Source organism: Marinimicrobium locisalis (genome assembly GCF_039822625.1).
In the GTDB taxonomy this organism is placed as follows: domain Bacteria; phylum Pseudomonadota; class Gammaproteobacteria; order Pseudomonadales; family Cellvibrionaceae; genus Marinimicrobium; species Marinimicrobium locisalis.
The window spans coordinates 1-23882 of sequence record NZ_JBDLLG010000005.1 but is presented as its reverse complement, the minus strand read 5'-3'; the positions used below and the strand labels follow the sequence as shown (position 1 = coordinate 23882).

Here is a 23882-nt window from a genome sequence, read left to right as displayed (position 1 = left end):
CGCGGCTAAACCGTGTTGTGGCGATCGATAGCTTGTTGTAAATCACTCATCGCCCGGGTGATGTGTTTTTTCACCGCTTCTTCGCTTAAGCCGAGAGAGCGGGCGATGGCTTCGCGGCTCTCCCCGTGCAGGCGACGGCGAATAAACACTCGACGACGAAGGGGTGGCATGCGTCGCAGAACCTCCTGAAAGTGTCGGAATCGCTCATCGCTCTCGGCCTGTTGTTCCGGGGTGGGCGCGGGGCATTCCGGGTTCATTTCATCAGAGAGAGCGGTGGTTCTTGATGGTGCTGACATGAGGTTTTTGGCTATGGTCATGGCATAGGCCACCGGATTTCGAATGGGCTGTTCCCGTGCCTTTTCCAGTACCCGAACGACCGCCTCCTGATAATAGTCCGCCACGTCCGACGCATCGGAACTGTGTCGGTTCAGGTAACGTTTAATTTGGCTGCTGCCTTCGATCAGCGCTCGGCACAGCGCTTCCTGCGAGCCAACATCGGGCTTGGACATCTCGGGTCACCCTGACTGTGGGATGGTTTTGAGCCGGGTAACCCTAGCAGGGCACTGTGACAGTATTAAGAAACGAACCGAGGGAGGCCGCTTAGGGGATGCTCAACCGTTGCTCCAGACGGCTTTCATGGTGCTCGCGGGGCACGTCTGTTTTTTGCCACTCGGTGCGCTGGCGGGTGATCAGGCGGCCACTCTTTACATCATAGTGGCTGATCACATTTTCTGGTGTTCTCCGCGAATCACAAACAAAATACTGCCCTTGGCGTCGAGTTTGACACGGCTGGCCAAGGGTGTGCCCTCCGGGGTCACCCAGATTTCCAGTGTGGAGTCGAATTCCTTAATGTAGCGGCGCATGCGTTCGTGCACCACGGACTTGTCCCTATCAAAGATAAGCCGGGTTACGGTCTGTTCGTCATACTCATCGGAAACGGCTTCGCGAAACTCGGCGCGTTTGATGGCACGCCGAAGTTCCTGGGCGGGAGAGAGCAGAGGGCGCAGCTGGTTCACATTCAGTCGCCAGGCCAGGTCATTCAGCGGGGTTTTGGCGTCGGGGTTGGTTACTTGTTGCTCTGCCTCCTCATCTAGCCGACGGAGGAGTTTAGGGCCATATTGCAGTGAGAACCCCTCGCGGTTGTCGGTGAGGCTTAGAGTGAGGGTCCGCGTGGTTTCTTCCCGGTCCTCCCCCTTGCCCTCGGCTCGCCACAGCTCGGACTCCAGCCGAGCCCTGATGGGCGTCTCGTTATCCAGGCGGTCCAACGCGGCCATCAGCGCTTGCGGGCTGTCGGCCAGGGCGAGCCCTGGCAGTGCCATCGCGAGCATGGCAAGCATGAGAAGGGGTGGGTTTAGTGGGGGCATGGTCTCACTCCGTCCTAGGTTCTATTGGTTGACGCCTCAGACATGCGAGAACCGGTAAAGTGCCTCGGGTGACAAATGCGGTAGGCTTAAAAGGCTCTGGCGTACATCTACCGCGATCGGTGTGCCTGTGCCATAATGGCGCCCCGACAATAAGCCCGCGGGCTTCGTCGAGTTCCACTCACTCAATAGTGCATAAGGAAGGCTTCTCCGGGTAGCCATACAGTCATATCGCGGCCTCACGTTGTTCAGCACCGCGAAGACAGCCTCCCCCGACTTCTTCCTGAATCCAATTTAACGACCTGCTAGTGCTTACGCATTCACGAGGGAATTGAACATGCTGAAAAAAATCGTTCTACCGCTGGGTATCACGGCAGTGGGGGTCGCGGTCATCGTGCTCCTGGTCGCGGCCAAGCCCGAACCGACCCCGCGTCCGCCCGCCGAGGAAGCCGCCAACGTCAGTGTGGCCGTCACCGAGGCCCACCCCGAAACCCTGCGGCTGTCGGTGCAGGCCCAGGGCTCTGTTATGCCCAAGCGCGAGATCGACTTGGTGGCCGAAGTCTCCGGCCGGGTTACCCGCGTGGACTCTGCTTTTGTGGAAGGGGGCTTCTTCGAGGGCGATCAGACCCTGCTGGAAATTGATGACCGTAACTATCAGGCGGCGCTGTTGGAAGCCCAATCCCGCGTGGCGGACGCTGAGCAGCGCTTGGCCGAGGAGCGGGGCCGGGCTCTTCAGGCCCAACGGGAATGGCGGGACCTGGGCGATGAAAATGCCAACAACCTGTTTATGCGCAAGCCTCAAGTGGCCGCCGCCGAAGCCAGTCTCGCCTCGGCTCGCGGGGCGCTGGAGGTTGCCCGACTGAACGTGGCGCGAACCCGCATCACCGTGCCCTTCAGCGGTCGTGTACGCCAGATGGACGTGGATTTGGGGGAATATGTGGCCGCGGGCACCCGCTTGGGCACCGTCTACGACTCGCAGGTCATGGAAGTCCGGCTGCCATTGACTGAACAGCAAGCGGCACTGATTGATTTACCCCTGACCTCCCAGAGCCGCACTCAAGACCAAGCCCCCATAGCGGTGACCGTGCGCGGCAGCGTCGCGGGAAAGGCACAGCAATGGCAGGGCCAACTGGTACGCACCGACGCCTTTGTCGATGCCGACTCACGGCTGTACTACGCCGTGGTGGAAGTGAACGAGCCCTTTGCCCCTACCTCGCCCGAGGGTAAGCCCCGGGCCCCGCTACTGCCCGGCCTGTTTGTCGAAGCGGAGATTCAAGGCAAGGAGCTGAAAGAAGTGGTAAAGCTCCCTCGGGCGGCGTTGTTTGAGCGTGACAAATTATTGGTGCTCGACAGTGACAACCGGGTGAGCGAGCAGCGGGTGACGGTGTTACACAAAACCGATAGCAGCGTTTGGGTTCAGTCCAGCTCGCCGGAGCTGACCCGGGTCACCCTGGAGAAGCAATCTCTTACTCCTGCCGGCACCCTCGTGGACCCGGTAATCTCCGAGCCCTCGGCCCCTTCTGAAGAGAACAGCGGCGCTATCGCGGCGGCGAGCGCCGCCACGACGAGTCAGTCCGCTGGCGAGCGGAAGGAGTAAACCATGCGAGCGCTTACTCAATGGTTTGTGAATAACCCCATTGCCGCCAACCTGCTGATGATTGCCATGTTGATCGGTGGCTACAGCAGTTGGAGCATGGTAAAAAAAGAGACGTTCCCGGCCTACGAAGGCAACCGGATATTTGTCTCCATGGCCTACCCCGGCGCGGCCCCGAGCGAAGTGGAACAACAGGTGGTGGTGCGAATTGAAGAGGCCATCGCCGATCTTCCGGGTATTTTTCAAATTACCTCTGAATCCCAGGAAGGCTATGGCACGGTCAATGTGGAAGTGGCCGAAGGCTTTGATGTGCGCGAATTGCTCAATGACATCAAGGGCCGTGTGGATGCCATCAATACCTTTCCCCCCTCGGCCGAGCGGCCCATTATCAACCAACTGGTCCAGCGTGAATTTCTCATGTACATCGCGCTCTATGGGGACGCGGACCGGCGGCAACTGAAAGACCTCGGATACCAAATCCGGGATGAAATGTCTCTCTTGCCGGGCGTGTCGGAAGTCGTGATTACCGGGTTGAAAAACGACGAAGTCAGCATCGAAATCTCTGAGGAATCGCTGCGCCGCTACAATCTGAGCTTCAATGAGGTGGCGGAGGCTATTCGCCAGTCCTCACTGAACGTGCCGGCCGGCACCATTCGTACCAAAGACGGTGACCTTCAGGTTCAGACCCGCGCCCAGGCGTTTGATCACGACGATTTCGCGCAGATAGTCATACGCAGCTACCGAGACGGCGGGCGGCTGCTATTGAGTGACGTGGCCGTTATTAAGGACGGCTTTGCCGAACAAAATATCGACTTCACCATGAACGGGAAGCCCGGCCTGAACATGGAAGTGAAAATGAGCGATGACCCACTGCTGTTCGAAGGGACGGAAAACGCCCGCCGCTATGTTGAACAGTTTCGGGAGCAGCTGCCCGAAGGGCTTGAGCTGAAAATCAATTTCGAATCCAAGAGCATTTTTGACAGCCGCTTTAACCTGCTCAAGGACAATGCTCTGAGCGGCTTGATTTTGGTCTTTATCATTCTGATGCTGTTTCTGCGCCCCCTGTTGGCACTCTGGGTGGTCGCCGGTATCGCCACTACCTTCGCCGGCGCAATCTGGCTGCTGCCTTACCTGGATGTCTCAATCAACATGCTATCGATGTTTGCGTTCCTGATGGTACTGGGGATTGTGGTCGATGATGCGATTATTGTGGGCGAGAGCATCTACCGCCACCAGCAGCGGGGCGAGCTCGGCCGAGTGGCGGCCATCGGCGGTACTCACTCGGTATTGAAACCGGTATTTCTGGCGGTAATGAGCACCATTATCTTTTTTATGCCGATGATGGATGTGCCCTCGGATGTGCTGATCTATACCCGTTCCATTTTTTGGGTCGTGTTTCTGTGCCTGGTGTTCTCGCTGGCGGAGTCACTGCTGGTTTTGCCTTCTCACCTGTCGCACATGAAGCCGGAGACTCCCAGCCGTTTTATGGTGGGCCGTAAAATGGCGGCCATTCGCCACCGTTTCTCGGACGGCATGGAGCGCTTTGCCACCGCCCGTTACCAACCGGCGCTGGCGGCCATGCTGCGGCGCAAGGGCAGTACCTTTCTGGCCTTTTTCTTTGTATTTGCCGTGACCGTGACCATAGTGGCCGCAGGTTGGATCAACCTCAGCTTCTTCCCCCAAGTTCCCCAGCCCATGGTGATGGTGAACGTCGGCTTCTCCCAAGGCACACCGTTCTCTCGCACCGAAGCGGTGGCCCAACATATTCGCGACCAGGTGGAAGTGCTCAGTCAGGACCCCGAGCTGCTTGAGCAGAACCGTGGCCAATCCTTTATTCGTGAGGTAAACCGGAGCCTGAACGGCAACAATGCCACCATCTTCGTCGGGCTCACCAAGGATGAGGACCGCCACGTGGCCTCGGCGGCGGTCGCCGACCGTTTGCGCGAGTTGGTCGGCCCCCTGCCGGAGGCGCAGAGTTATTCACTCAACGCCACCATGAGCGGGGGCGGGCCGGATATCACACTGAACCTTAACCTGTTGGACAATCGCCGCGAGACACAGCAGGCGGCGGTGGACCAAGTGGTCGAGGCATTGTCCCGCTACCCCGGGGTGTTTAATGCGCGCAGCAACCTGGATTCCGAGCGCATGGAGGTGGAGGTCGAACTCAAGCCCCACGCCGAGAGCCTGGGCATCACCCAGGGTGATGTGGCGCGGCAGGTACGCCAGGGCTTTTACGGAGAGGAAATACAACGCATTCCCCGTGCGAAAGAGGATGTACGGGTCATGTTGCGCTACCCGGAGGAAGATCGCCGAACCCTGGATACCCTCGATCACGTGCGTATTCGCACGCCCGATGGTCGGGAGCTGCCCATCGCCGCGGTGGCCGATGTCGAGCTGGTGCCGGGGGCGAGCACCATTCGCCGGGTGAACCGCAAGCGGAACATCACCATTACGGCGGAAGTGGAAGACGGGCACGATGCCAACGACATCGTCAACACCATGCTCGATCAGAACCTCGTGAACTGGAAGCAATCCTTTGTGGGCTTCAATTTGTCCACCGACGGTGGCTTGCGCACCCAGGCTCAGTTTGGGGATAATTTTTCGGCTAATTTTATAAAAGCGTTTATCTTCGTGCTGGCGTTGTTTGCCATCGCCTTCCGTTCCTTCTCTCAGCCGCTACTGGTCATGCTGGCCGTTCCTTTCGGCTTTGTGGGTGCGGTGCTGGGGCATTTGATTGTGGGGGTGGACTTCAGCCTGTTCTCCGGCTTCGGCTTCCTGGCCTGCTCCGGGGTGGTGGTGAATGACAACCTCGTTCTTCTCGAGCGGATCAATACCCTGAGAGCCAGGGGGGAGGACACGTTGAGAGCGGTGCTGGATGCGGGCGTGGACCGCTTCCGCCCGATTGTACTGACCTCGATTACCACCTTCGTGGGCCTGCTGCCGATCCTGTTCGAGCGCAGCCTTCAAGCCCAGTTCCTTATTCCGATGGTGGTCTCCCTGTCATTCGGGGTTTTGTTCTCCTCCGTGGTCACCCTGTTCCTTGTACCCTGCAGCTATTACGGCGGTGTCCGCCTTAGGCAGCGGGTGCTCGGTCTGTTTGGCCGACAGTCGCCGGAAAACGCAACGCCCGTCGCGGAGTAACAGCCCGTCCCTTTGGGCTCCGGCGGGGTTATACCCTTCGCCGGAGTCGCTCCCCCTATTCTGTCTGTCACGCCGCCTCAACGCAGCACATGCCAGTGGTTTCCCTGGCGAGTCTGTTGATGCGCACGCCCAGCACCGCTATGCTCAGCAAAATAGTTGCTAGCCTACAATAATCTCCTTATCTAAACGCTGCGAGGGTATCGGCAATAGCGGTATCAGCCCTGCTGAGAGCCACTTTATGGAATAAGACGGAATAAAACCCGCCCTGAGACGTTGTCTGTAATATGAGGCCTGAATGACATTGGATTTTCGCTCCCAACTGGTGGCTCTGCTGCCGCGCCTGAGGCGGTTTGCGCTCGGCCTGACGGCCAACCGCGAAGAGGCCGATGACCTGGTGCAGGCAGCCTGTGAAAAGGCCCTGAGCAAGGAGCATCAGTGGCAGCCTGGCTCGCGGTTGGATTCCTGGGTGTATCGTATTATCCAGACCCAGCGCATCGATCACCTGCGCCGCGAGAAGCGCGCTCCGGTGAGCCTGGATGATGAGGGGATGCCCGAGCGGGAAGACACCCGCAGCGCCGACCGGGCCGAACAGGAGGACTTGCTTCAACATACGCTGAAGGCCCTGGAGGCACTACCCGAGGAGCAGCGAGCGGTCATGGTGCTGGTGGTGGTTGAAGGTTACTCCTACCGGGAGGTGGCCGAGCAACTGGGCATTCCCCGGGGCACCGTAATGAGCCGTCTGGCCCGAGCGCGTCTACGAGTCCAGGAACACCTCGGGCCAACTGACGATTAGCACCTGCGCCGACCGAGCACGACCAGTAGGTTAACCGAGAGAGACACCGCGATGAATGATGCCGATTTTGAACTGATAATGGTTTACGCCGATGGCGAAGCGGGGCCGGAAGAGACCGCCCGGGCCGAAGCGCTGTTGGCGGCGCAGCCGCAAGCGCGGGAGGCACTGGCGCGTTTGCGGGCGGTGGACGGGCAAGTCAAGGCGAGCCTGAATGCCGTGTTGGATGAGCCGGTACCGCAGCGGTTGAGCCGCGCGGCAAGCTCGCCAAAGCGCTCCGGCGGCTCGCGGGTGTTGCGCTTCCCAATGAATTCGGCTCCGTCTCATTGGGCAATGGCGGCCTCCCTGGTGCTGGCTTTGGGCGCGGTTTTTCTTTGGACGGCGGGTTCCGGGCCCAACACCGAGGCTATGCAAACCTTCGTCTACCAAACCCTGGAGCAGACCCCCAGCGGCGAGGGGCGCAAGCACCCGAACAAAGGCTGGCAGGTAATGCCGTTGGCCAGCTACCAGACCGCCGATGGTCGGCTGTGCCGGGAGTATGCCGGGCGGACCGGGGATGACACCCTCTCCGGGTTGGCCTGCCGGTCCACCGACGGTCAGTGGCAGACACTGGTCTCTCGCACTCAGCCGCCGGTCCAGGGCTACCAGCCCGCCTCCGGGCCGTCTCAGAAAGTAGAGGCGGTGTTGCAAGGGCTAGAGGCCGGTGAGCCGTTGAGTGCCGAGGAAGAAGCTGCTCTGTTAGCCCGCTCCCCGGAATGAGATTAGCCAGAGAATGAAACGACTTTCCGTTCAACGCCGCTGTTTGGCTCTGCCTCCAGCGCTGCTGGCTCTTCTCTGCGCTGCGGCCCTGGCGCAGGGGGCGGAGCGGCCCTCATCAGAAGAACCTTCCCCGTTGTGGCGCGAGGTGCGGGATACGGTGGACCTGTCGGTATCCGCCGGCGCCCGCCATGAAGACAACCTGGTGGTGGAAGAGCTCGACTCGGTCTCCCGGGACTCTGGTTCGGCCTGGGTCGGCTCGGTCGACCTGGATGTGGAGCACGCGCTTGAGGCGGGCCCTCGGCTGGGCGCCGGTTACTTTATGGAGCAGCGGCGCTTTGAGGAGCACCCGAGGTATGACCTGGGCTTGCATTACGGCTACGGCAACTTGAGCCACCGGTGGGGGCCGGTGCGTTGGACCACACGCGTGGATGGCAGCGTGGCTTACCTGGGCGGAAGCCGTTTGCTGGAGAATCGCCAGCTTGGATTGCAGGCCTCCGGTCTAGTCAACCGCTCGCTATACCTGCGTGGCGAGCTGGCCTTTAAGCAGACGGATTTGCTGCGGGCGCCCGAGCGTAACAATGACGATTCTCGGGCTCAGTGGGCGGGTTACTACTTTCTGGACGGCACCGCGCACTATGTGAGTGCTAACTATCGCCTCAGCGCCAAGCGCGCAGTGAACCCCCGCTATGACTACGACGCCCACCGCTTGGGCCTGTTGTACACCCGGCGCCTGCCGCGTTGGGCCACTCTGAAGCTGGACTGGCGCTACGAGGAGCGCCAGTACCTCAGTGATAATTCCACCAATGAGGACGGCGCCCGGCTGGATAAGCGCCAACGCTGGCGCGCGCGTTTGGAAGCCCCTCTGGGGAACCGCTGGGAACTGGAGCTGCGCTACGAGCACCGGGACTATACCTCCAACCTCGCCAGCGTGGACTACACCGATAATCGAGTGGAAGCGCGTCTTACCCTGCAATTACTCTGATAGCCAGCTTTTCCCCGCCAAGCCGTGACCGAACAGGGGGTCCTTTCCGGGCTCGCCCAGGTCCAGCGTGTCCGCCTTCAGCATTTGGAGCGCGGCTTCCGGCGAGCCGCTATCGATCAGAGCGCGGGCCAGTAGGGCGGTGACCACGGGCGTGGCGAAGGAGGTGCCGGTGACAGCTTCGAACCCCCGCTTCCCGGAGGCGGCGCTCAGGTTCACGCCATAGGCGGAAAAATCCAAATGATCACCGCGTACGGCATAGGGGTAGAGCCTTTGCTCGCGGTTAATAGCCGTGACCGCCACCACTGTGGGGTAGGCGGCCGGGTATTGTGGGTCCGCCAGGGGGCCGGCGTTGCCCGCAGCCGCGACCGGCAGAATGCCCTGGGCTCGAACTCGCTCCAGCGCCGTTTCCAGCGTTTGGTTGGCGGGGCCGGCGAGGCTGATATTGATCACCTTCACCGACTGGGACACCAGCCAATCCAACGCGGTAATCAGGCTCTGGGTGGTGGCAATGGAGCCATACCGGGCCTGCTCGGAAAATACCGAGGCGACATATAGCTCTGCCTCGGGCACCAAGCCTTCCCACGCCGGGGTGCGGCCCACGAGCAGCGAGGCGACTGCCGTGCCATGCGCCCGGTCCCGCTCGGAGGGGGAGGGCACGAAGGCTTTTTGCGCGAGCCGCGCGTCCGCAAAGGCGGGGTGGCCGGTGTTCACCGGTCCGTCCAGCATGCCGATGGCGGTCCGTGTTCGGCCCGGTGTAGCGGATCGATAGAGGGAGGACAAGGTAACCGGCGAGCCGGCCTCCCCCCGGCCCTGATTCAATTCATAACCGTGGTTAAAGTCCACGGAGAGCCCCGGGTAGGTCTCTCGCAGTTCGCTCCGCAAGGTGTTCAGTGACACGTCGCTCCGAACGCGGAAGCTGCCCAGGCTCGTGCCCAGAGCGGAGAGAGGCTGTCGCTCCCTAAGCTCGAGTGCCGGGTGGCGGTTCAGCCGCTCCAGCAACGCCGCGTCGGCCAGTACCAGCATTTCATTGCGAACAATAATATCGCCGGTGTTGAGCTCGACGAGGCTGTCCAAGTCATCTTCCACCGCATCCAGCAGCCGCTCTTCCAGGGCTTCGGCCAGCCGGTCGTCCTCGTCGAAGCCTTCCTCCAGGTTCTCGGGCTCCAGGTCTTCATCGAGTTCGTCCTCGAGCTCGTCCTCCAGGTCCTCGTCCAAATCTTCGAACTCGTCCTCATCCATCCGATCTTCGGCGGCGGCCTCGGCCCGCTCTTCGGCGAGGTCCTCGGCCTCATCCTCCAGGCTGTTTTCCAGCTCGTCCTCGGCGGCCTCTTCGGCTAGCTCCTCCGCCAGGTCTTCGGCGTCATCGTCCAGCGCGTTTTCGGCCGCCTCTTCCGCCAGATCCTCGAGCTCATCCTCTATTTCATCGCCCACCTCGTCTTCTAGCTCGTCCTCCGCTTCACCGCCGATTCTATCCTCGACCTCATCGTCCAGGTCCTCCACCTCGTCCTCAATATCGTCCCTCAGGTCCTCAAGGTCGTCATCGCCCCGTTGCGCCAGGTACAGGGTCGGGGCCGGCAAGCCGGTGACTCCGGAAAAAGGTGATTCGGCATGCGCCGCTTCGGCCGTGCTCAGCAAAAGCCCCATTAGGCCCGTAAGCAGCAGTCGTGTGTAGGGAGGGAAACCGTTGGGGGACATGGCTAGTGGCTCGGAGTCAGGGCAATACCCTAGTTGGGGGTGGGTAGTTACCGCAGGTGTGAAACACAGGTCAGACTACAAGACAGAATAGATCAAGGGAAATCCCTTTGGCAATTGCAGCGAACAACCGGGCCTTTCCCTGGGGCCCGGTCTGGACTACGACAGCTTACCTCTTAAGCTTCAGTGCCGTCCTGCTCGTTCTCTTCGGTCTCTTCTTCCTCGTCGGCGTCATCCTCGTCCCGGTCGTAGGTGGTGTTCACCTCGTCATCGGACTCGAACTCAGCTTCCGCGGCCACTAGCAGGCCGTCTGAGCAGGCGGCCGCATCTTCTTCATTACCCTCGGCTTCGACCACTGCGCCGGCGCTCAGAGTGCTGAAGAATTCCACTCGGCCGAGGCTGCTGTCGTCGTCACCACCGAAGGCGCCGTCGTCCAGAATGCTGGCGGTATCGATGGTGACCCCGAGCATGGTGAAGGTGCCGGTGGAGACATCAATGCTGCCCGCCTCTACCGGTGCGCGCAGTGAGCACGCTTGGTCGCCATCATCGTCGTCGCGCTCAATCCGGCTCCAGGTGAGAGTGCCGTCTTCAGCGAGGTAGCCCCGGGCCTCAATGGCATCGCCGGCTTGCAGGCGGGCCATAAACTCTTCCGGCTTCAGGTGGTCGCCATCCTCGTCGTTATCGTCTTCCACCCGGCTCAGGCCCGTGGGGGTGACGGTGACGCCCATGCGGGTGGTGAAGCTGGTGGCGCCCACGGTTTCGACCCGGTCGGAGACCTCCACATTGTTGGTCCATTCCCGCTTGATGCCGTCATCGTCGGCGTCGATTTCCAGCTGACCTTCGGCATTGAACGAGCCTTCCAATTCGACCTTGGTGCCGACCAGACCGACGAGCACGCTGGCGTCGGCCATGGGGATCACGGCGCCGTTGATGGTGACGCTGTTGGGGGTGCTGTCGGTATCGACGGCTTGAACAATGCCCTCGACTTCGAACTCACCTTCGCGTTCGTCGTCTTCCTCCCAACGGTCGTCTTCGCGCTCGATCTTGGTGGCCTGTAAGCTGCCGTCCGCCTGGACTTCACCTTCGACTTCCACGAACCAACCCTCGCTAAGCTGACCTTCTTCCAGGTCATCCTCCAAGGCGGTCAGGTCGTAGTGGACTTCCAGCCCGCGAACCATAAAGGTGCCGTTGGCGGTGTCCAGCTCGGCCACCACGCCTTTGACTTCCGCCTCGTTCTCATCACTGTCGTCACCGCCGTTGAGCCGCTCCAGGCGGGTGGCAACAAAGCCGGCGTCTGTGGGAAAGCCGCTCACCTCAACCACGACGCGCCCTTCGCTGCTGCTCAGGTCGTTCAGGTCGATACGGCCATCCATGTTGGCATCGGTGACGCCGCTGCCTACAACGGTGTTCGCATCCACGGTCACGCTCTGGCCCAACACCACCAGGGTGCCTAGGGTGGGATCTTCCGCGTCGGGCGTCACGGTGCTGACCGGGCCCTTCAGGTCTTTATCGAACACCACGCGAGTGGCGCGACGGCCTTCCCCCTCTTGGGCAGCTTCAATCTCCACCCGCATGCCCAGGCGCAGGTCGTCTTCGCTCATGCGGCCTTTGCCCTCAAACTCGACTTCCGCGCTGGCGGTGTCGTAGCGGACGCCGTTCACGTAGATGCTGCCGAAGCCGGTAATCACCCCGGAGGAGCTCACCTTGGAGCTCGAGTCGGTTTGGTCCGGACTGTCGGTGTTCGGATCAGAATCACCGCTGCTGCCACCGCAGCCGGTCATAATCATGGCGATGGATGTGGCCAGTACGCTTTTCTTTAGATGTTTCATGGCGAGACCTCTTCTTGATGATTGATCGTGTTGCTAAGGCGACAAAGCGCCGCCTTTTTGTGTGTTTCATAAGCGACAACGATCCAGGCGACGTTTTATTCCCCCTTCTACTAAATTTTTTTGATTTCACCGCCACGGTCGTTTCCTGGCCTGCGGACGGCTTCGAAATGGGAGGGCTCACAGGCGGGGGGCAAATAGGGCCGCTCAGCGTTGTGCGAGGGTGGTAGGTATCCGGGCCCGGGCGGGCAACCAGGGCGACAAGCTCGCGGGAGAGGTATAGGGCGGGGTAGGGTCGCCGCGTTGGTGGAGGGCGGAACGTCGTCCCTTGGGCAAGGAGGCAAAAGGCTTGGCGTCCCGGGACGAGTGTGGACGGATCACAAGGGAGCTGGCCGGGGCCGCGGGAAAGCCAAGTAAAACAGGAGGTTACCCACTCGGGGGTACCTCTAGCGCCTCGCTCCCAGTGGTATCCACCGCCTAAAAAAGAGTGCGATAATTTTCCCAATCATGAGTCCATGATCTGCCGTTGTTCTATATGGACGCACTTCGACTGTAGCGAGACTCTCTTCTTCTCTCCTCCATAGTTGAGATCGGTTTTTGATGAAGAGCTGTTGGATCCCTTCAAGTTCCGCACGCCACCTTGGGCTATGTATTGTCCTGTTTTTGCCGGCCTTGTTCATGGGGGTGGTGTCGGGAGTGCAAGCTGCCGAGAGCCCGGGAGCGCAACCGCACGCCGAACTTGCCCAGGCGCGCATTGACCGTGTCTTCCCTGAGGCCGATACAGTCTCCGAGCCGAAAGGGGACTACGGCGTGCGCACCATTGCGGCCGGGGAGGAGGTGCTGGGCTATGCGTTCCAGAGCTTGAACGTGGTGAATATCCCCGCCTACTCCGGCAAACCAGTCAATATGCACATCATTCTCGACACCGAAGCGGTGATTCAGGATGCCTATGTGCTAGAACACCATGAGCCCATTCTGCTGATCGGCATTCCCGAGCAGAAGTTGCATGACTTCAATGCTAAGTACGAAGGCATCGGTGTTAACCAGCGGGTAGTCGTGGGCCGCTCCAGAGACGCCAACGCGGTTACCGTCGATGCGGTCAGCGGAGCGACCGTCACCGTCATGGTCATTAACGAAATCGTCATGCGGGCGGCGCACGAAGTGGCGGTTTCCTTGGGGCTGATTGATGCCCAAGCGGCTACGGCGCAGAAGCCGGCCAGGGTGCGCGAGGAGGTTTACGAGCCGGCGGACTGGGCGAAGTTGACCGGTAATGGCGCCGTGCGCCGGCTGCGCCTGACCCGTGGTGAAGTGGATAAGGCGTTCGAGGGGACCGAGGCGGAAGGCGTGGACGAAGCCGGGCCGCAGGAGGTGGATGAAACTTTTATCGACCTCTACGCCACCCACCTTAACCCCCCGACCATCGGGCGAAACTTGTTGGGCGAAAACCAGTACCGTTTTCTGATGGAAGATCTCGAGCCCGGCGAACATGCCATTGGAGTATTTGGTCGGGGGGAGTATTCGTTCAAAGGTTCGGGCTATGTTCGAGGCGGCATTTTCGACCGGGTGCAGCTGCGCCAGTTTGGCGAAAGCATTAGTTTCCGGGACCGTGATTACGAGCGGCTGTCGGATGTCTACGCCGAGGGAATGCCCGACTTTGATGAGATGGCGATCTTTATCGTTCGTGAACACTACCAGTTTGACCCCGGTTCGCCCTGGACGTTGGAGTTACTGGTGCGCCGTCAGACCGGCCCGGTCAGCAGCATCTTTACAAGCTTCGAGCTTCCCTATCAGATGCCGGAGCAATACATTGAACGGCCCGAACCCACCGCGGAGGAAATTGCGGCGGCCGAAGAAGCCAATCGTCCCCTGTGGGTCAATATCTGGTACCAGAAGAGCTTTCAAATCGGCGTGATCGTTGTTGCACTGCTGTTGCTCACGGTGATTCTGTTCCTACAGGATACATTCACCCGTCGGCCGAAATTTTTGCACTGGCTGCGTCGTGGCTACCTGATTTTTACAGTGGTGTTTATAGGCTGGTACGCCCTTGGGCAACTGTCTGTGGTTAACGTGCTGACCTTCGCCCACTCGCTGTTTCAGGACTTTCGCTGGAGCCTGTTTCTGAGCGACCCCGTTATCTTCATCTTATGGGTTTTTACCGCGGCCAGTATTCTGCTGTGGGGGCGCGGGGTGTTCTGCGGGTGGCTGTGCCCCTTTGGCGCCATGCAGGAGCTAATCAATGAAGCGTCCCGCAAGCTGAAAGTGCCTCAGTACGAGTTGCCATTCGCCGTGCATGAGCGGTTGTGGGCTCTGAAATACATCATCCTGCTGGTGTTGTTCGGCATCTCGCTGGAATCCATGTCCGCCGCCGAGCAGGCCGCCGAGGTGGAACCTTTCAAGACCGCGGTAACCATGAAGTTCGACCGCCAGTGGTGGTTTGTGCTCTATGCGGCGCTCTGGTTGGTTATCAGCATCTTCACTCGAAAGGTGTACTGCCGCTATATCTGCCCTCTGGGAGCGGCGCTGGCGATACCGAGCAAGTTTAGGTTGTTCGACTGGCTCAAACGCCGTAAAGAGTGTGGCGACCCCTGCCAGCTCTGTGCAAAAGAGTGCGAAATTCAAGCGATTCATCCCGATGGCCGGATTAATGCGAACGAGTGCCACTATTGCCTGGACTGCCAAATGACCTATCACAACGACAACAAATGTCCGCCGCTGGTGAACAAGAAAAAGCGACGGGCCAAGGGCAAGAAAAAGGCGCCCAACGAGTACATTCCTGTCGTGCAGATAGCGGAACCCTGACACTGATAAACGCAAAGACCGGCCAGAGTCGTTGAATGGCTTTTACAAATAGTTGTCACAATAGGAGCAGAGCTCATGAGTAAGAAAGATGTAAAGAACACCTCGAATGACCTAGACAAGGCGGGCTTGAGCCGCCGTGGTTTTCTGGGGGCCACCGCCGTGGGAAGCGCCACCTTGATGGGCGCTGCGACGCTCGGTGGGGCGGTAATGAGCCGTGAGTCCTGGGCGGAGGCCGTGAGTGAATCCAGGGCCAAAATCCATGTCGAACCCGGCGAGCTGGATGAGTACTACGGTTTCTGGAGTGGCGGGCACCAGGGTGAAGTGCGCGTGATGGGGGTACCCTCCATGCGCGAGCTGATGCGTATTCCGGTGTTCAACGTTGACTCCGCCAGTGGCTGGGGCCTCACCAATGAAAGTCGGGAAATTATGGGCGAGAGCGCCAAATACCTTAACGGCGACTGCCACCACCCGCACATTTCCATGACCGACGGCAAGTACGACGGGAAGTACCTGTTCATTAACGACAAGGCCAACACCCGGGTGGCCCGCATCCGTCTCGATATCATGAAGTGTGACAAGATGCTGACCGTGCCCAGTGTCCAAGCCATTCACGGCCTGCGCCTGCAGAAAGTGCCTCATACCAAGTATGTGTTTGCCAATGCCGAGTTCGTGATTCCGCACCCGAATGACGGCTCCAACTATGACCTGAAGGACAAAAACAGCTACACGATGTTTAACGTCATTGATGCCGAAAAAATGGAAATGGCGTTCCAGGTCATTGTCGATGGCAACCTGGACAATGTGGATGCTGACTATACCGGAAAATACGCTGCTTCTACCTGTTATAACTCGGAAGACGCCACCGACCTGGGTGGCATGATGCGCAACGAGCGCGACTGGGTCGTAGTGTTCAATATTGAGCGTATAGAGAAAGCGGTGAAGGAGGGCAAGTTCTCTACCTTGGCCGGCTCCGACGTCCCGGTCGTAGACGGACGTAAGGGCTCGGATTTCACGCGTTACATCCCGGTTCCGAAAAATCCCCACGGCTTGAACACCTCTCCGGACGGAAAGTACTTTATTGCCGCCGGTAAGCTGTCACCGACGGTTTCGGTTATCCAAATTGACAAGTTGGACGAACTGTTCGATGGTAGTCTTGAAGATCCCCGCGCGGCGGTTGTGGCGGAGCCGGAGTTGGGCCTGGGGCCGCTTCACACCACCTACGATGGCCGGGGTAACGGCTACACCACGCTCTTCCTGGATAGCCAGATCGTGAAGTGGAACATTGCCGAGGCCATCCGTGCCTACAACGGTGAGAAGGTCAACTACATCAAGCAGAAGCTGGATGTGCACTACCAGCCGGGGCATACTCACGCCTCCTTGACCGAAACCAGCGATGCGGACGGCCAGTGGCTGGTGGTACTTAGCAAGTTCTCCAAGGACCGTTTCCTTCCCACCGGACCGCTGCACCCTGAAAATGACCAGCTGATCGACATTTCCGGCGATGAAATGAAGCTCGTCCACGACGGCCCGACCTATGCCGAGCCTCACGACTGCATATTGGCGCGTCGGGATCAGATCAGAACCAAAAAAATCTGGGACCGGAACGATCCGTTCTTTGCCAGCACCGTGGAAAGGGCCAAGAAAGACAAAATCAACCTGGAAAGCGACAACAAGGTTATCCGCGACGGTAATAAGGTGCGGGTGTACATGACCTCAATAGCGCCCTCTTTTGGCCTTACAGAGTTCAACGTGAAGCAGGGCGACGAAGTCACCGTGACGGTTACCAACCTTGATCAGGTGGAGGACGTCTCCCACGGCTTTGTCATGACCAACCACGGTGTCAGTATGGAAATCAGTCCCCAGCAGACGTCGTCCATCACCTTTGTGGCCGATAAGCCCGGCATGCACTGGTACTACTGCAGCTGGTTCTGCCATGCGCTGCACATGGAAATGGTCGGCCGGATGCTGGTAGAACCGGCGTAATTTGTCGGGCAGGAACAGTCAGTATGGGGCCTGGTAGGGAGGCTGGGTCCCTTCAATAATGGCCATGAAAAGGTAGAGTGAGTGTTGGTATTTAGGCATAAAGGGTCCCGGCCATTGCTAGTGATCCTGTTGCTACTGTTTTTTTCCGGCGTCGCTCAGGCGGCGCGGGATATCACCGATTTGCCCCTTCAGTCAGAGGGGGATAACCGTTGGGTGCTTCCCGCCGGGGAGTACCGTGGTCAGTTTTCCATTAGTGAGTCGGTGCACATCCGCTGCGAGGAAGGTTCCGTTCTTCACGCGCAGGGACAGGGGCACGGGCTCGATATCAAAGCCCCAAACGTGACAGTCGAAGGCTGCACGCTTAAAGCCTGGGGGCGGAATCTAACGGCGATGGATTCGGGCATATTTATCCGGCCCGATGCCGAGGGCGCGCTCTTGAAGGACAACCATCTGCAGGGGCCAGGCTTTGGTATCTGGGCGGATGGTGCAAGGGATATCCGTATTATAGCCAACACCATTGTGGGTGACACCCGTGTTCGCTCCCAGGACCGTGGTAATGGCATCCATCTTTTTTCCGTGAGCGGAGCGAGAATCATCGACAACGAGGTGCGCCATACTCGTGATGGCCTTTATATTGAAAACTCCCACGGCAACCATCTTGAAGGGAATGCGCTGGAAGATTTGCGTTACGGCATACATTATATGTTCTCTCATGATAATCAGGTGATTGGCAACGTCACCCGTCGTACCCGCACCGGCTATGCGCTGATGCAAAGCCGCAACCTGACGGTGACCGGTAACCGGTCCGATCAGGATGAGAACTACGGTATTTTGATGAATTACATTACGTACTCCACCATAAGAAACAACATCGTCAGCGCGGTGAGCCACAACTCAGCGGCCGCTAGCACCTCGCCGGGAGCCGAAGGCAAGGCGCTTTTTATCTACAATTCGGTGGCCAACGTCATCGAGAACAATCATTTTGAGCACAGCACCCTGGGCATTCACCTGACCGCCGGCTCGGAGGACAACCGCATCTCTGGCAATGCCTTCGTTAAGAACCAGCAGCAGGTCAAATATGTGGCAACGCGTACCCAGGAGTGGTCGGTGGATGGGCGTGGCAATTATTGGAGTGATTACCTGGGCTGGGACCGAGACGGCGATGGCATCGGGGATGTGCCCTACGAGCCCAATGATAACGTCGACCGCATGCTATGGTTGTACCCCCAGGCGCGGCTGTTGATGAACAGCCCGGCCATACAGGTGCTGCGCTGGGTTCAGCGCGCCTTTCCGGTAATCAAATCCCCGGGGGTAAAAGACACCCATCCCTTGATGCGCCTACCCACTGAAAACCTGATGAAGCAATCCGCGGGGCCCGCCTCATGAATGCTGTGGAAATCCAGAATGTTAGCCAGCGCTATGGCCGAATGACGGTGCTGGAGAACTTGAACTTGAATTTGGGGGAAGGGGAGGTCCTGGGCTTATTCGGCCATAACGGCGCGGGCAAGACCACCAGCATGAAGCTTATTCTCGGGCTATTGAATCCGACCGAGGGTCAGGTGAGTGTGCTGGGGCGGAAACCGAACGACGCCGCTGTGCGTCGTCAGCTTGGTTATTTACCGGAGAACGTCACCTTCTACCCGCAGCTAAGCGGACGGGAGACCTTGCGCCATTTCGCCCGGCTTAAGGGAGCGCCGGCGCAACAGGTAGATGAGTTGCTGGAACAGGTGGGGCTCGCCTCGGCCGCCGGCCGTCGGGTTAAAACCTATTCCAAGGGTATGCGCCAACGTCTGGGGCTGGCCCAAGCGTTGCTGGGGGAACCTCGGTTGCTACTGCTCGACGAGCCGACCGTCGGTCTTGACCCCATGGCGACCCAGGACCTTTACTCGCTGATTGACCGTCTGCGCCAAAAAGGCACCAGTATTATTATTTGCTCTCATGTGTTGCCGGGGGTGGAGGCGCACATCGGCCGGGCTGCTATTCTGGCGAACGGACGATTACAAGCGGTGGGGAGCTTGGCCCATTTGCGGGAAGAGGCGGCGCTACCGGTCCATATTCGGGTCACCGGGCTGGGCGAGCCCGAGCTCTGGTTGCAGCGGCTGCACAATGAAGGCCATGCGGCACGCGCCCGGGGCGATAATGCCATTGAGATTGATGCTGTGAATGGTCACAAGCTGGCGCTTCTGCGTCAGGTTCTCGGGGACGGCGCGATAGGCGATATCGAGATCCAACAGCCCTCTCTTGAGGACCTCTATCGCTACTATATGGATAGGCCCACTGGAGCGTCAGCGGTCGTGGGGGTCAGCTCATGAGCCAGATTTGGAATATTGCCCGAAAGGAAATCAGCGACGGACTGCGCAACCGGTGGCTGGTGGCCATCAGCTTGTTGTTTGCCGTGTTGGCCGTGGGTATTGCCTGGTTGGGGGCGGTGGCATCGGGCCAGGTGGGGTTCACCTCGGTTCCGGCAACCGTCGCCAGCCTAGCCAGCCTCGCGACCTTTTTGATGCCGCTGATTGCCTTGCTCCTGGCCTACGACGCTATTGTGGGTGAAGAGGAAGCCGGTACCCTGATGTTATTGCTAACCTACCCCTTGGGGCGGGGGCAGATTCTTTTGGGTAAGTTTGTCGGTCACGGCGTGATCCTCGCGCTGGCGACGCTCATTGGCTTTGGGAGCGCGGCGGTCGCCATTGCAGTCTTGGTTGAGGGTGTTGAAACCAGTCTGCTTCTGTGGGCATTCGGCCGTTTTATGCTTTCCTCGACGCTGCTGGGGTGGGTATTTTTGGCCCTGGCCTACGTGCTCAGTAGCAAAGCCGGCGAAAAATCCACGGCCGCCGGGTTGGCGCTGGGTGTGTGGTTCCTGTTCGTGCTGGTCTTCGATCTGGTTTTACTGGCCCTGTTGGTGCTTAGCGAAGGGCAGTTCAACCCGGATTTACTGCCTTGGTTGCTGTTGCTGAACCCAACCGATGTGTATCGACTGATCAACATGATGGGTTTTGCCGGCGGGGGCGAAGCCTTGGGCGTGCTCTCCCTGGGCAGTGATCTACCGGTGTCGGAGTTTGGGCTGTGGCTCTGTCTCCTGGCATGGATCGGGGTATCGCTTTCATTGGCCTACTGGCTTTTCCGTAGACGTTTGGCGTGAGTGTGGGGTTCGCAATGGTGTTAGCGCGGAGCGGTGAAGTTATGAATAACGTTTTCTCAAAGAGCGTTCGCGCTTTGATAGGGGTGGCAATTGTTCTGGGGCTGGCCGCCTGTGGCAAAGCCGAACAGGAGCTCGGCGCACTCGAACCGGTGGCCTTCCACGCCAGCGATGAGTGCCACGTTTGCGGCATGGTCATTACCCGGTTTCCCGGCCCCAAGGGGCAGGCCGTGGCGCCGACGAAAACGCGCAAGTTTTGCTCCACCGCGGAAATGCTGGGTTGGTGGCTGCAGCCGGAAAACCAGAACCTGGGCGCCAAGCTTTATGTTCACGACATGGGCCGCAGCGATTGGAACAGCCCCGATGATGAACATCTGATTGATGCCACCAGCGCCTGGTACGTCGCCGGCACCGGGCTTAAAGGCGCCATGGGCGTCGTGCTAGCCACTTTTTCCGAAGAACAGGCGGCCCGGGCATTGGCTGACGAGCATAATGGTCGGGTTTTACGCTTCGAGCAGATTGATCAGGCGCTACTTCAGCAGCGCGCCACAAACCGAGCGGCGGGCGAGGCGGCACACCCGGGGCATTAAGCCGTGGGGTTAACCTTAAGAGAGGTGACTAAAATGATGGGCATCAGTATCTGGCAACTTTTGATCGTGCTTCTAATTGTGATAATGCTGTTCGGCACCAAGCGTTTGCGGGGGCTAGGGTCTGACCTGGGTAGCGCCATCAGTGGCTTTCGCAAGTCCGTGAAGGACGGCGATTTAACACAGGCGGAAAAGGTCGAGCAGGATCTAAAACACTGATAAACCGGCGGGGCTTGAAAGCGCCACCGCCGGCCCCTAAAAGGGGAGCAGGCAATGGCGCAAGCGGTTATTGTTAGCCTTTTTCCAATATCCACTCGGCGAGGGCTTTTGCTTCTTCCTCGGTCACGTTGTTGGCGGGCATGGGCATTTGGCCCCACTTGCCTTTGCTGCCGTTCTTGATGCTGTTCGCCAGTATCCCTGAGGCATCGTCTTCGCCCGCATACTTTGCCGCAATTTCTTTGATGGCCGGACCCACCATCTTGGTGTCCATGGAGTGACAGGCCGCACAGGCCTTGCCTTGGAACAGTTTTTCGGCATCTTGAGCCAGCGCAGGTTGCACAAACACGCTACCCAGGGCGCACAGCGAAAGGAGTACTTTTTTCATAACGGAGCCTTCAGCAAACAGGGGATTCTTAACTTAGCTGCCATTGTAGTAGATTGAGCTAGAGCGTGGTTGATTATTATCAAGCGTGTCACTGAAAACTTTCCAATTACGCCTTTTGGAGTACCTGCATAGGCCACATTGAGCGCGCCGGGGATATCCCGACGCTTATGCGGCTCCTGGGGCGGGGCATGGAATAAAAACCCCCAGATCTTGCGTGATCCCTACCAGCAAAACTAGACACTCGACTTAGCGAGGTTTTCTTCCTCATACGCCTCAGGGCCAACGCCGCGCTTTGCGGCTGCTTTGTAGCACCAGCGGAAAAACTGTCCGACAACCGCGCCTTGTTACAACTTGCTTCGAATGTGGCATCTCGCTACAATTTAAGAAACTCAACTTAGGAGGTTCAAATGGCCACGAACAGCATTCGTTTAGATCAAAACCTTATTGAAAGAGCCACTAGTATAGCCAAAGCGCTTAATCGAACTCCGCCCAAGCAAATAGAACATTGGGCAAAAATCGGCGAGATGATGGAAGACAACCCGGATTTACCCTATGAGTTTGTAAGGCAAGCCATCATCGCGCAGGCCGAGCGAGACGCCGGAAAGCTGGAGGCCTACGATTTTGGTTAAGGCCGCCAGTGTATTCCAGACCCCTACATTCAAAAAAGCGGTGAAGAAGCTCAAGCCCAACCAGAAAAAAGGCCTCGATTTAGCCGTTAAGGACCTAATGGTCAACCCAAACATTGGCGAGCAGAAGAAAGGAGAGCTGGCCTTTCTGCGAGTCCATAAGTTCAAGATGAACAAGCAATTGACTCTACTGGGTTACAGTTTTGATGATGGGGCCCTTGTCCTTGAACTGATGGCCCTAGGCATACACGAAAACTTCTACCGCGACCTAAAGCGGAAGGAATGACGTTGTAACGCCGCGTGCAAGGGCGCGAGTTTACGAGCGTCCCGCCACGCATTGTTAACTACGTTTTTGGTTCTTTGCTTTAATTGCAACCTCAATGCCCTTCGCTTTTTGTGCGATTTTCGACGAATTATTCTTGATTTTCTGCTTGAGTTAATCCTTCTCCGATACAGCTTTAATCATTTCCTTTCCTCCGGTCTTTAACGCGATCAATGTCATTGGGATTGGTTAGTTTTCCCGATGGCTCTTCATCGGGGTTTCCTTTAGCACGATCCTTTATGTCTCGGATCTCCTTGAGCCTTTTTTTGGCTCTCCTGGCAATTTCCTCCCTGCCTTCAGGAGTATTCGGATCTGGTATCACAATACCCTCCTTTGCCCAACACGTTTTCCGTGATAGATAGTTCGAGAACCAAAGCCTTCGTTCATGTACAGGCCTTCCAAATCCGGGTCTGGGTCTAATACCCATAGCTCATCTGCGCCGACAATATCTGCAAATACAGCTGCTGCATAGGAAAGAATGGGTAGGGCTCGCATTCCAAGCGGTGTAGGACGCATAGGCGTAGACTCAATTAGGTTCATCCTGACTTTAGTGCCATGCTTGGATGTTTGCCCATAGCAAAGAGCACCAAGAACTCCGCCTTTAGAGAGTGATATTTCAAATCTATTCGGCCGGTTCTGGTAGTAAGGAAACTCCTGAACCCAATTCCAGGAGCCTCTTTCTATCCTTGATGGCCCTTGCTCAATTGCCTTCCAGGAGTCTGCGGTTAGGGCGTCCCTCAATGTTATCCCTTTTGCGTTAATCTCAGAAAACTGTTCCATCACAGTTTCATACGTAACCTCTCGGAACACCGAAAACTTCTCTTCGGTTCCAATGTGATCTTGCCTTTTTGGAAAAATACTACATCCTCCATATTGAGTAGTGAACGCCGCCAGCACGCGCGACTTTGTAGTGGAGGCGCAGCCGCAACGGAAAAGCCGTCGCTGTGACTGGCCTTGTTAAATTCCATCTTTCCGGAATCCGTCCATATACATCACTTCGGAATGGCCACCGTTTCTTGCTCTGCAAACCTTGGCGCCTTTTTCAACAATTACCGATACAGAATTAGCGCCATACAGGGACGGAAGAATAAAGTCTTGATCCGCGTATCTCACGTTATGCATCATTCTAACGTTCACATTGTCATAGTTATCTTTTGCGCCCTCAACCCACGTGTTGATCTCTGCCTGTGTAGCAGGCTTGGTCTTCTCCATGAACTGCGAGTAGATTAGGCTCTCGTATTCGATCATTTTTTGGCGAAGATCATTTACTTCATGCTTGAGGTGAAAGAGCTCCCCTTCGGCACGGCGAAATTCTTGACTCACCTCTTGGTTGTTCTGGAAGTCTCCACGCACCCAGCCCACAGCTGGGTAATTGTCCACAGCTTGATGGAGACTTGTCATAGCTTGATAACCAAGCTGATCCTTGTTGTTCCAAAATTTTACGACGCGCCCGTTAGATGCCTTACCCCGAAAGGCATCTAACTTTTCCCTCAATTGCGGGTCTTCATCAAGAACTTTGGCGGGAAAATTACCTGGGGATTCGTGCACGAATGCCAGTACGACTTTCCCTTTCTCGATGGCGTAATCGTACTCTTTCTCCGTATAACTAATTCCATCGTAACTATTCAGCACCATCTTCAAGATGCGAGCGCTTTTCAATCAAAAAGTCCGGCCAGTTAT

Annotated in this window: 23 protein-coding genes; 14 read left to right on the top strand and 9 right to left on the bottom strand. The window is 58.1% G+C overall.

The window, feature by feature from the left end; genetic code table 11:
- Positions 1 to 5: 5 nt before the first annotated feature.
- The 3 genes from AAE514_RS04770 to AAE514_RS04760 form a co-directional block, all read right to left on the bottom strand.
- Positions 6 to 509, bottom strand: a complete 504-nt coding sequence (locus tag AAE514_RS04770; RefSeq protein WP_347330372.1) for a sigma-70 family RNA polymerase sigma factor — start codon at positions 507 to 509, stop codon at positions 6 to 8.
- Between the two features lie 91 nt (positions 510 to 600).
- Positions 601 to 726, bottom strand: a complete 126-nt coding sequence (locus AAE514_RS04765; RefSeq protein WP_347330371.1) for a hypothetical protein — start codon at positions 724 to 726, stop codon at positions 601 to 603.
- Positions 723 to 1364 carry a hypothetical protein gene (locus AAE514_RS04760; protein ID WP_347330370.1) on the bottom strand — a complete coding sequence of 214 codons (642 nt, stop codon included), beginning with the start codon at positions 1362 to 1364 and terminating at the stop codon, positions 723 to 725. Before AAE514_RS04760 ends, AAE514_RS04765 begins: the two co-directional genes overlap by 4 nt.
- Positions 1365 to 1698: 334 nt before the next feature.
- On the opposite strand from AAE514_RS04760, the gene AAE514_RS04755 reads away from it, so the two are divergent.
- The 5 genes from AAE514_RS04755 to AAE514_RS04735 all read left to right on the top strand — a co-directional run bounded on the left by AAE514_RS04755 (position 1699) and on the right by AAE514_RS04735 (position 8627).
- Entirely contained in the window at positions 1699 to 2958 is a 1260-nt protein-coding gene (locus tag AAE514_RS04755) for an efflux RND transporter periplasmic adaptor subunit (protein ID WP_347330369.1), read from the top strand.
- 3 nt (positions 2959 to 2961) lie between these two features.
- The gene (locus tag AAE514_RS04750) at positions 2962 to 6096 is read left to right on the top strand and encodes an efflux RND transporter permease subunit (protein WP_347330368.1); all 3135 of its coding nucleotides are present in this window, start codon (positions 2962 to 2964) and stop codon (positions 6094 to 6096) included.
- Positions 6097 to 6391: 295 nt separating this feature from the next.
- Positions 6392 to 6889 carry an RNA polymerase sigma factor gene (locus AAE514_RS04745; protein WP_347330367.1) on the top strand — a complete coding sequence of 166 codons (498 nt, stop codon included), beginning with the start codon at positions 6392 to 6394 and terminating at the stop codon, positions 6887 to 6889.
- A 51-nt stretch (positions 6890 to 6940) separates the two neighbouring features.
- Positions 6941 to 7645, top strand: a complete 705-nt coding sequence (locus AAE514_RS04740) for an RT0821/Lpp0805 family surface protein (RefSeq protein ID WP_347330366.1) — start codon at positions 6941 to 6943, stop codon at positions 7643 to 7645.
- 13 nt (positions 7646 to 7658) lie between these two features.
- A complete protein-coding gene (locus tag AAE514_RS04735) occupies positions 7659 to 8627 on the top strand; it encodes an outer membrane beta-barrel protein (RefSeq protein WP_347330365.1) in 969 nt (322 codons plus the stop codon).
- Here AAE514_RS04735 and AAE514_RS04730 read toward each other — a convergent pair.
- Together AAE514_RS04730 and AAE514_RS04725 are read right to left on the bottom strand one after the other, a co-directional pair.
- Complete coding sequence (locus AAE514_RS04730) at positions 8619 to 10322, bottom strand: S8 family serine peptidase (RefSeq protein ID WP_347330364.1); 1704 nt, start codon at positions 10320 to 10322, stop codon at positions 8619 to 8621. The genes AAE514_RS04735 and AAE514_RS04730 overlap by 9 nt on opposite strands.
- A gap of 173 nt (positions 10323 to 10495) precedes the next feature.
- Entirely contained in the window at positions 10496 to 12148 is a 1653-nt protein-coding gene (locus AAE514_RS04725; RefSeq protein WP_347330363.1) for a DUF5666 domain-containing protein, read from the bottom strand.
- Positions 12149 to 12841: 693 nt separating this feature from the next.
- On the opposite strand from AAE514_RS04725, the gene nosR reads away from it, so the two are divergent.
- The 7 genes from nosR (at position 12842) to tatA (ending at position 20869) form a co-directional block, all read left to right on the top strand.
- Positions 12842 to 14944 carry a transcriptional regulator NosR gene (gene nosR / locus AAE514_RS04720; protein WP_347330362.1) on the top strand — a complete coding sequence of 701 codons (2103 nt, stop codon included), beginning with the start codon at positions 12842 to 12844 and terminating at the stop codon, positions 14942 to 14944.
- A 75-nt stretch (positions 14945 to 15019) separates the two neighbouring features.
- On the top strand, positions 15020 to 16927 hold the full coding sequence (gene nosZ / locus AAE514_RS04715; RefSeq protein WP_347330361.1) for a TAT-dependent nitrous-oxide reductase: 1908 nt from the start codon (positions 15020 to 15022) through the stop codon (positions 16925 to 16927).
- 120 nt (positions 16928 to 17047) lie between these two features.
- On the top strand, positions 17048 to 18313 hold the full coding sequence (locus tag AAE514_RS04710) for a nitrous oxide reductase family maturation protein NosD (RefSeq protein WP_347330496.1): 1266 nt from the start codon (positions 17048 to 17050) through the stop codon (positions 18311 to 18313).
- Complete coding sequence (locus AAE514_RS04705; protein WP_347330360.1) at positions 18310 to 19239, top strand: ABC transporter ATP-binding protein; 930 nt, start codon at positions 18310 to 18312, stop codon at positions 19237 to 19239. Before AAE514_RS04710 ends, AAE514_RS04705 begins: the two co-directional genes overlap by 4 nt.
- A complete protein-coding gene (locus AAE514_RS04700; protein ID WP_347330359.1) occupies positions 19236 to 20066 on the top strand; it encodes an ABC transporter permease in 831 nt (276 codons plus the stop codon). Before AAE514_RS04705 ends, AAE514_RS04700 begins: the two co-directional genes overlap by 4 nt.
- A 41-nt stretch (positions 20067 to 20107) precedes the next feature.
- The gene (locus tag AAE514_RS04695) at positions 20108 to 20653 is read left to right on the top strand and encodes a nitrous oxide reductase accessory protein NosL (protein ID WP_347330358.1); all 546 of its coding nucleotides are present in this window, start codon (positions 20108 to 20110) and stop codon (positions 20651 to 20653) included.
- 33 nt (positions 20654 to 20686) lie between these two features.
- Positions 20687 to 20869, top strand: coding sequence for a twin-arginine translocase TatA/TatE family subunit (tatA, locus tag AAE514_RS04690; RefSeq protein WP_347330357.1), 183 nt, complete (start codon positions 20687 to 20689; stop codon positions 20867 to 20869).
- A 73-nt stretch (positions 20870 to 20942) separates the two neighbouring features.
- Here tatA and AAE514_RS04685 read toward each other — a convergent pair whose 3' ends face one another.
- The gene (locus AAE514_RS04685) at positions 20943 to 21254 is read right to left on the bottom strand and encodes a c-type cytochrome (RefSeq protein ID WP_347330356.1); all 312 of its coding nucleotides are present in this window, start codon (positions 21252 to 21254) and stop codon (positions 20943 to 20945) included.
- A gap of 407 nt (positions 21255 to 21661) precedes the next feature.
- On the opposite strand from AAE514_RS04685, the gene AAE514_RS04680 reads away from it, so the two are divergent.
- Positions 21662 to 21883 carry a TA system antitoxin ParD family protein gene (locus AAE514_RS04680; protein WP_347330355.1) on the top strand — a complete coding sequence of 74 codons (222 nt, stop codon included), beginning with the start codon at positions 21662 to 21664 and terminating at the stop codon, positions 21881 to 21883.
- Entirely contained in the window at positions 21876 to 22166 is a 291-nt protein-coding gene (locus AAE514_RS04675) for a type II toxin-antitoxin system RelE/ParE family toxin (protein ID WP_347330354.1), read from the top strand. Before AAE514_RS04680 ends, AAE514_RS04675 begins: the two co-directional genes overlap by 8 nt.
- 172 nt (positions 22167 to 22338) lie before the next feature.
- On the opposite strand, the gene AAE514_RS04670 is transcribed toward AAE514_RS04675, so the two are convergent.
- Genes AAE514_RS04670 through AAE514_RS04660 form a run of 3 tightly spaced genes read right to left on the bottom strand, consistent with a single transcriptional unit; the run spans position 22339 to position 23861 of the window.
- Entirely contained in the window at positions 22339 to 22524 is a 186-nt protein-coding gene (locus AAE514_RS04670; RefSeq protein ID WP_347330353.1) for a hypothetical protein, read from the bottom strand.
- Positions 22521 to 23099 carry a hypothetical protein gene (locus tag AAE514_RS04665; protein WP_347330352.1) on the bottom strand — a complete coding sequence of 193 codons (579 nt, stop codon included), beginning with the start codon at positions 23097 to 23099 and terminating at the stop codon, positions 22521 to 22523. The genes AAE514_RS04670 and AAE514_RS04665 overlap by 4 nt, the downstream gene beginning before the upstream one ends.
- A 60-nt stretch (positions 23100 to 23159) precedes the next feature.
- Positions 23160 to 23861: a DUF4062 domain-containing protein gene (locus tag AAE514_RS04660; protein ID WP_347330351.1), complete on the bottom strand. Its 702-nt coding sequence runs from the start codon at positions 23859 to 23861 to the stop codon at positions 23160 to 23162.
- Positions 23862 to 23882 lie beyond the last annotated feature (21 nt).

Excerpts from the sequence above, each read along its gene's own strand:
- AAE514_RS04740 (WP_347330366.1), top strand. The coding sequence starts at position 6,941 with ATGAATGATGCCGATTTTGAACTGATAATGGTTTACGCCGATGGCGAA.
- AAE514_RS04700 (WP_347330359.1), top strand. The coding sequence starts at position 19,236 with ATGAGCCAGATTTGGAATATTGCCCGAAAGGAAATCAGCGACGGACTG.
- AAE514_RS04755 (WP_347330369.1), top strand. The coding sequence starts at position 1,699 with ATGCTGAAAAAAATCGTTCTACCGCTGGGTATCACGGCAGTGGGGGTC.
- AAE514_RS04735 (WP_347330365.1), top strand. The coding sequence starts at position 7,659 with ATGAAACGACTTTCCGTTCAACGCCGCTGTTTGGCTCTGCCTCCAGCG.
- AAE514_RS04680 (WP_347330355.1), top strand. The coding sequence starts at position 21,662 with ATGGCCACGAACAGCATTCGTTTAGATCAAAACCTTATTGAAAGAGCC.
- AAE514_RS04725 (WP_347330363.1), bottom strand. The coding sequence starts at position 12,148 with ATGAAACATCTAAAGAAAAGCGTACTGGCCACATCCATCGCCATGATT.
- nosZ (WP_347330361.1), top strand. The coding sequence starts at position 15,020 with ATGAGTAAGAAAGATGTAAAGAACACCTCGAATGACCTAGACAAGGCG.
- AAE514_RS04705 (WP_347330360.1), top strand. The coding sequence starts at position 18,310 with ATGAATGCTGTGGAAATCCAGAATGTTAGCCAGCGCTATGGCCGAATG.
- AAE514_RS04760 (WP_347330370.1), bottom strand. The coding sequence starts at position 1,364 with ATGCCCCCACTAAACCCACCCCTTCTCATGCTTGCCATGCTCGCGATG.
- AAE514_RS04750 (WP_347330368.1), top strand. The coding sequence starts at position 2,962 with ATGCGAGCGCTTACTCAATGGTTTGTGAATAACCCCATTGCCGCCAAC.
- AAE514_RS04695 (WP_347330358.1), top strand. The coding sequence starts at position 20,108 with ATGAATAACGTTTTCTCAAAGAGCGTTCGCGCTTTGATAGGGGTGGCA.
- tatA (WP_347330357.1), top strand. The coding sequence starts at position 20,687 with ATGATGGGCATCAGTATCTGGCAACTTTTGATCGTGCTTCTAATTGTG.
- AAE514_RS04685 (WP_347330356.1), bottom strand. The coding sequence starts at position 21,254 with ATGAAAAAAGTACTCCTTTCGCTGTGCGCCCTGGGTAGCGTGTTTGTG.
- AAE514_RS04730 (WP_347330364.1), bottom strand. The coding sequence starts at position 10,322 with ATGTCCCCCAACGGTTTCCCTCCCTACACACGACTGCTGCTTACGGGC.
- AAE514_RS04770 (WP_347330372.1), bottom strand. The coding sequence starts at position 509 with ATGTCCAAGCCCGATGTTGGCTCGCAGGAAGCGCTGTGCCGAGCGCTG.
- AAE514_RS04745 (WP_347330367.1), top strand. The coding sequence starts at position 6,392 with ATGACATTGGATTTTCGCTCCCAACTGGTGGCTCTGCTGCCGCGCCTG.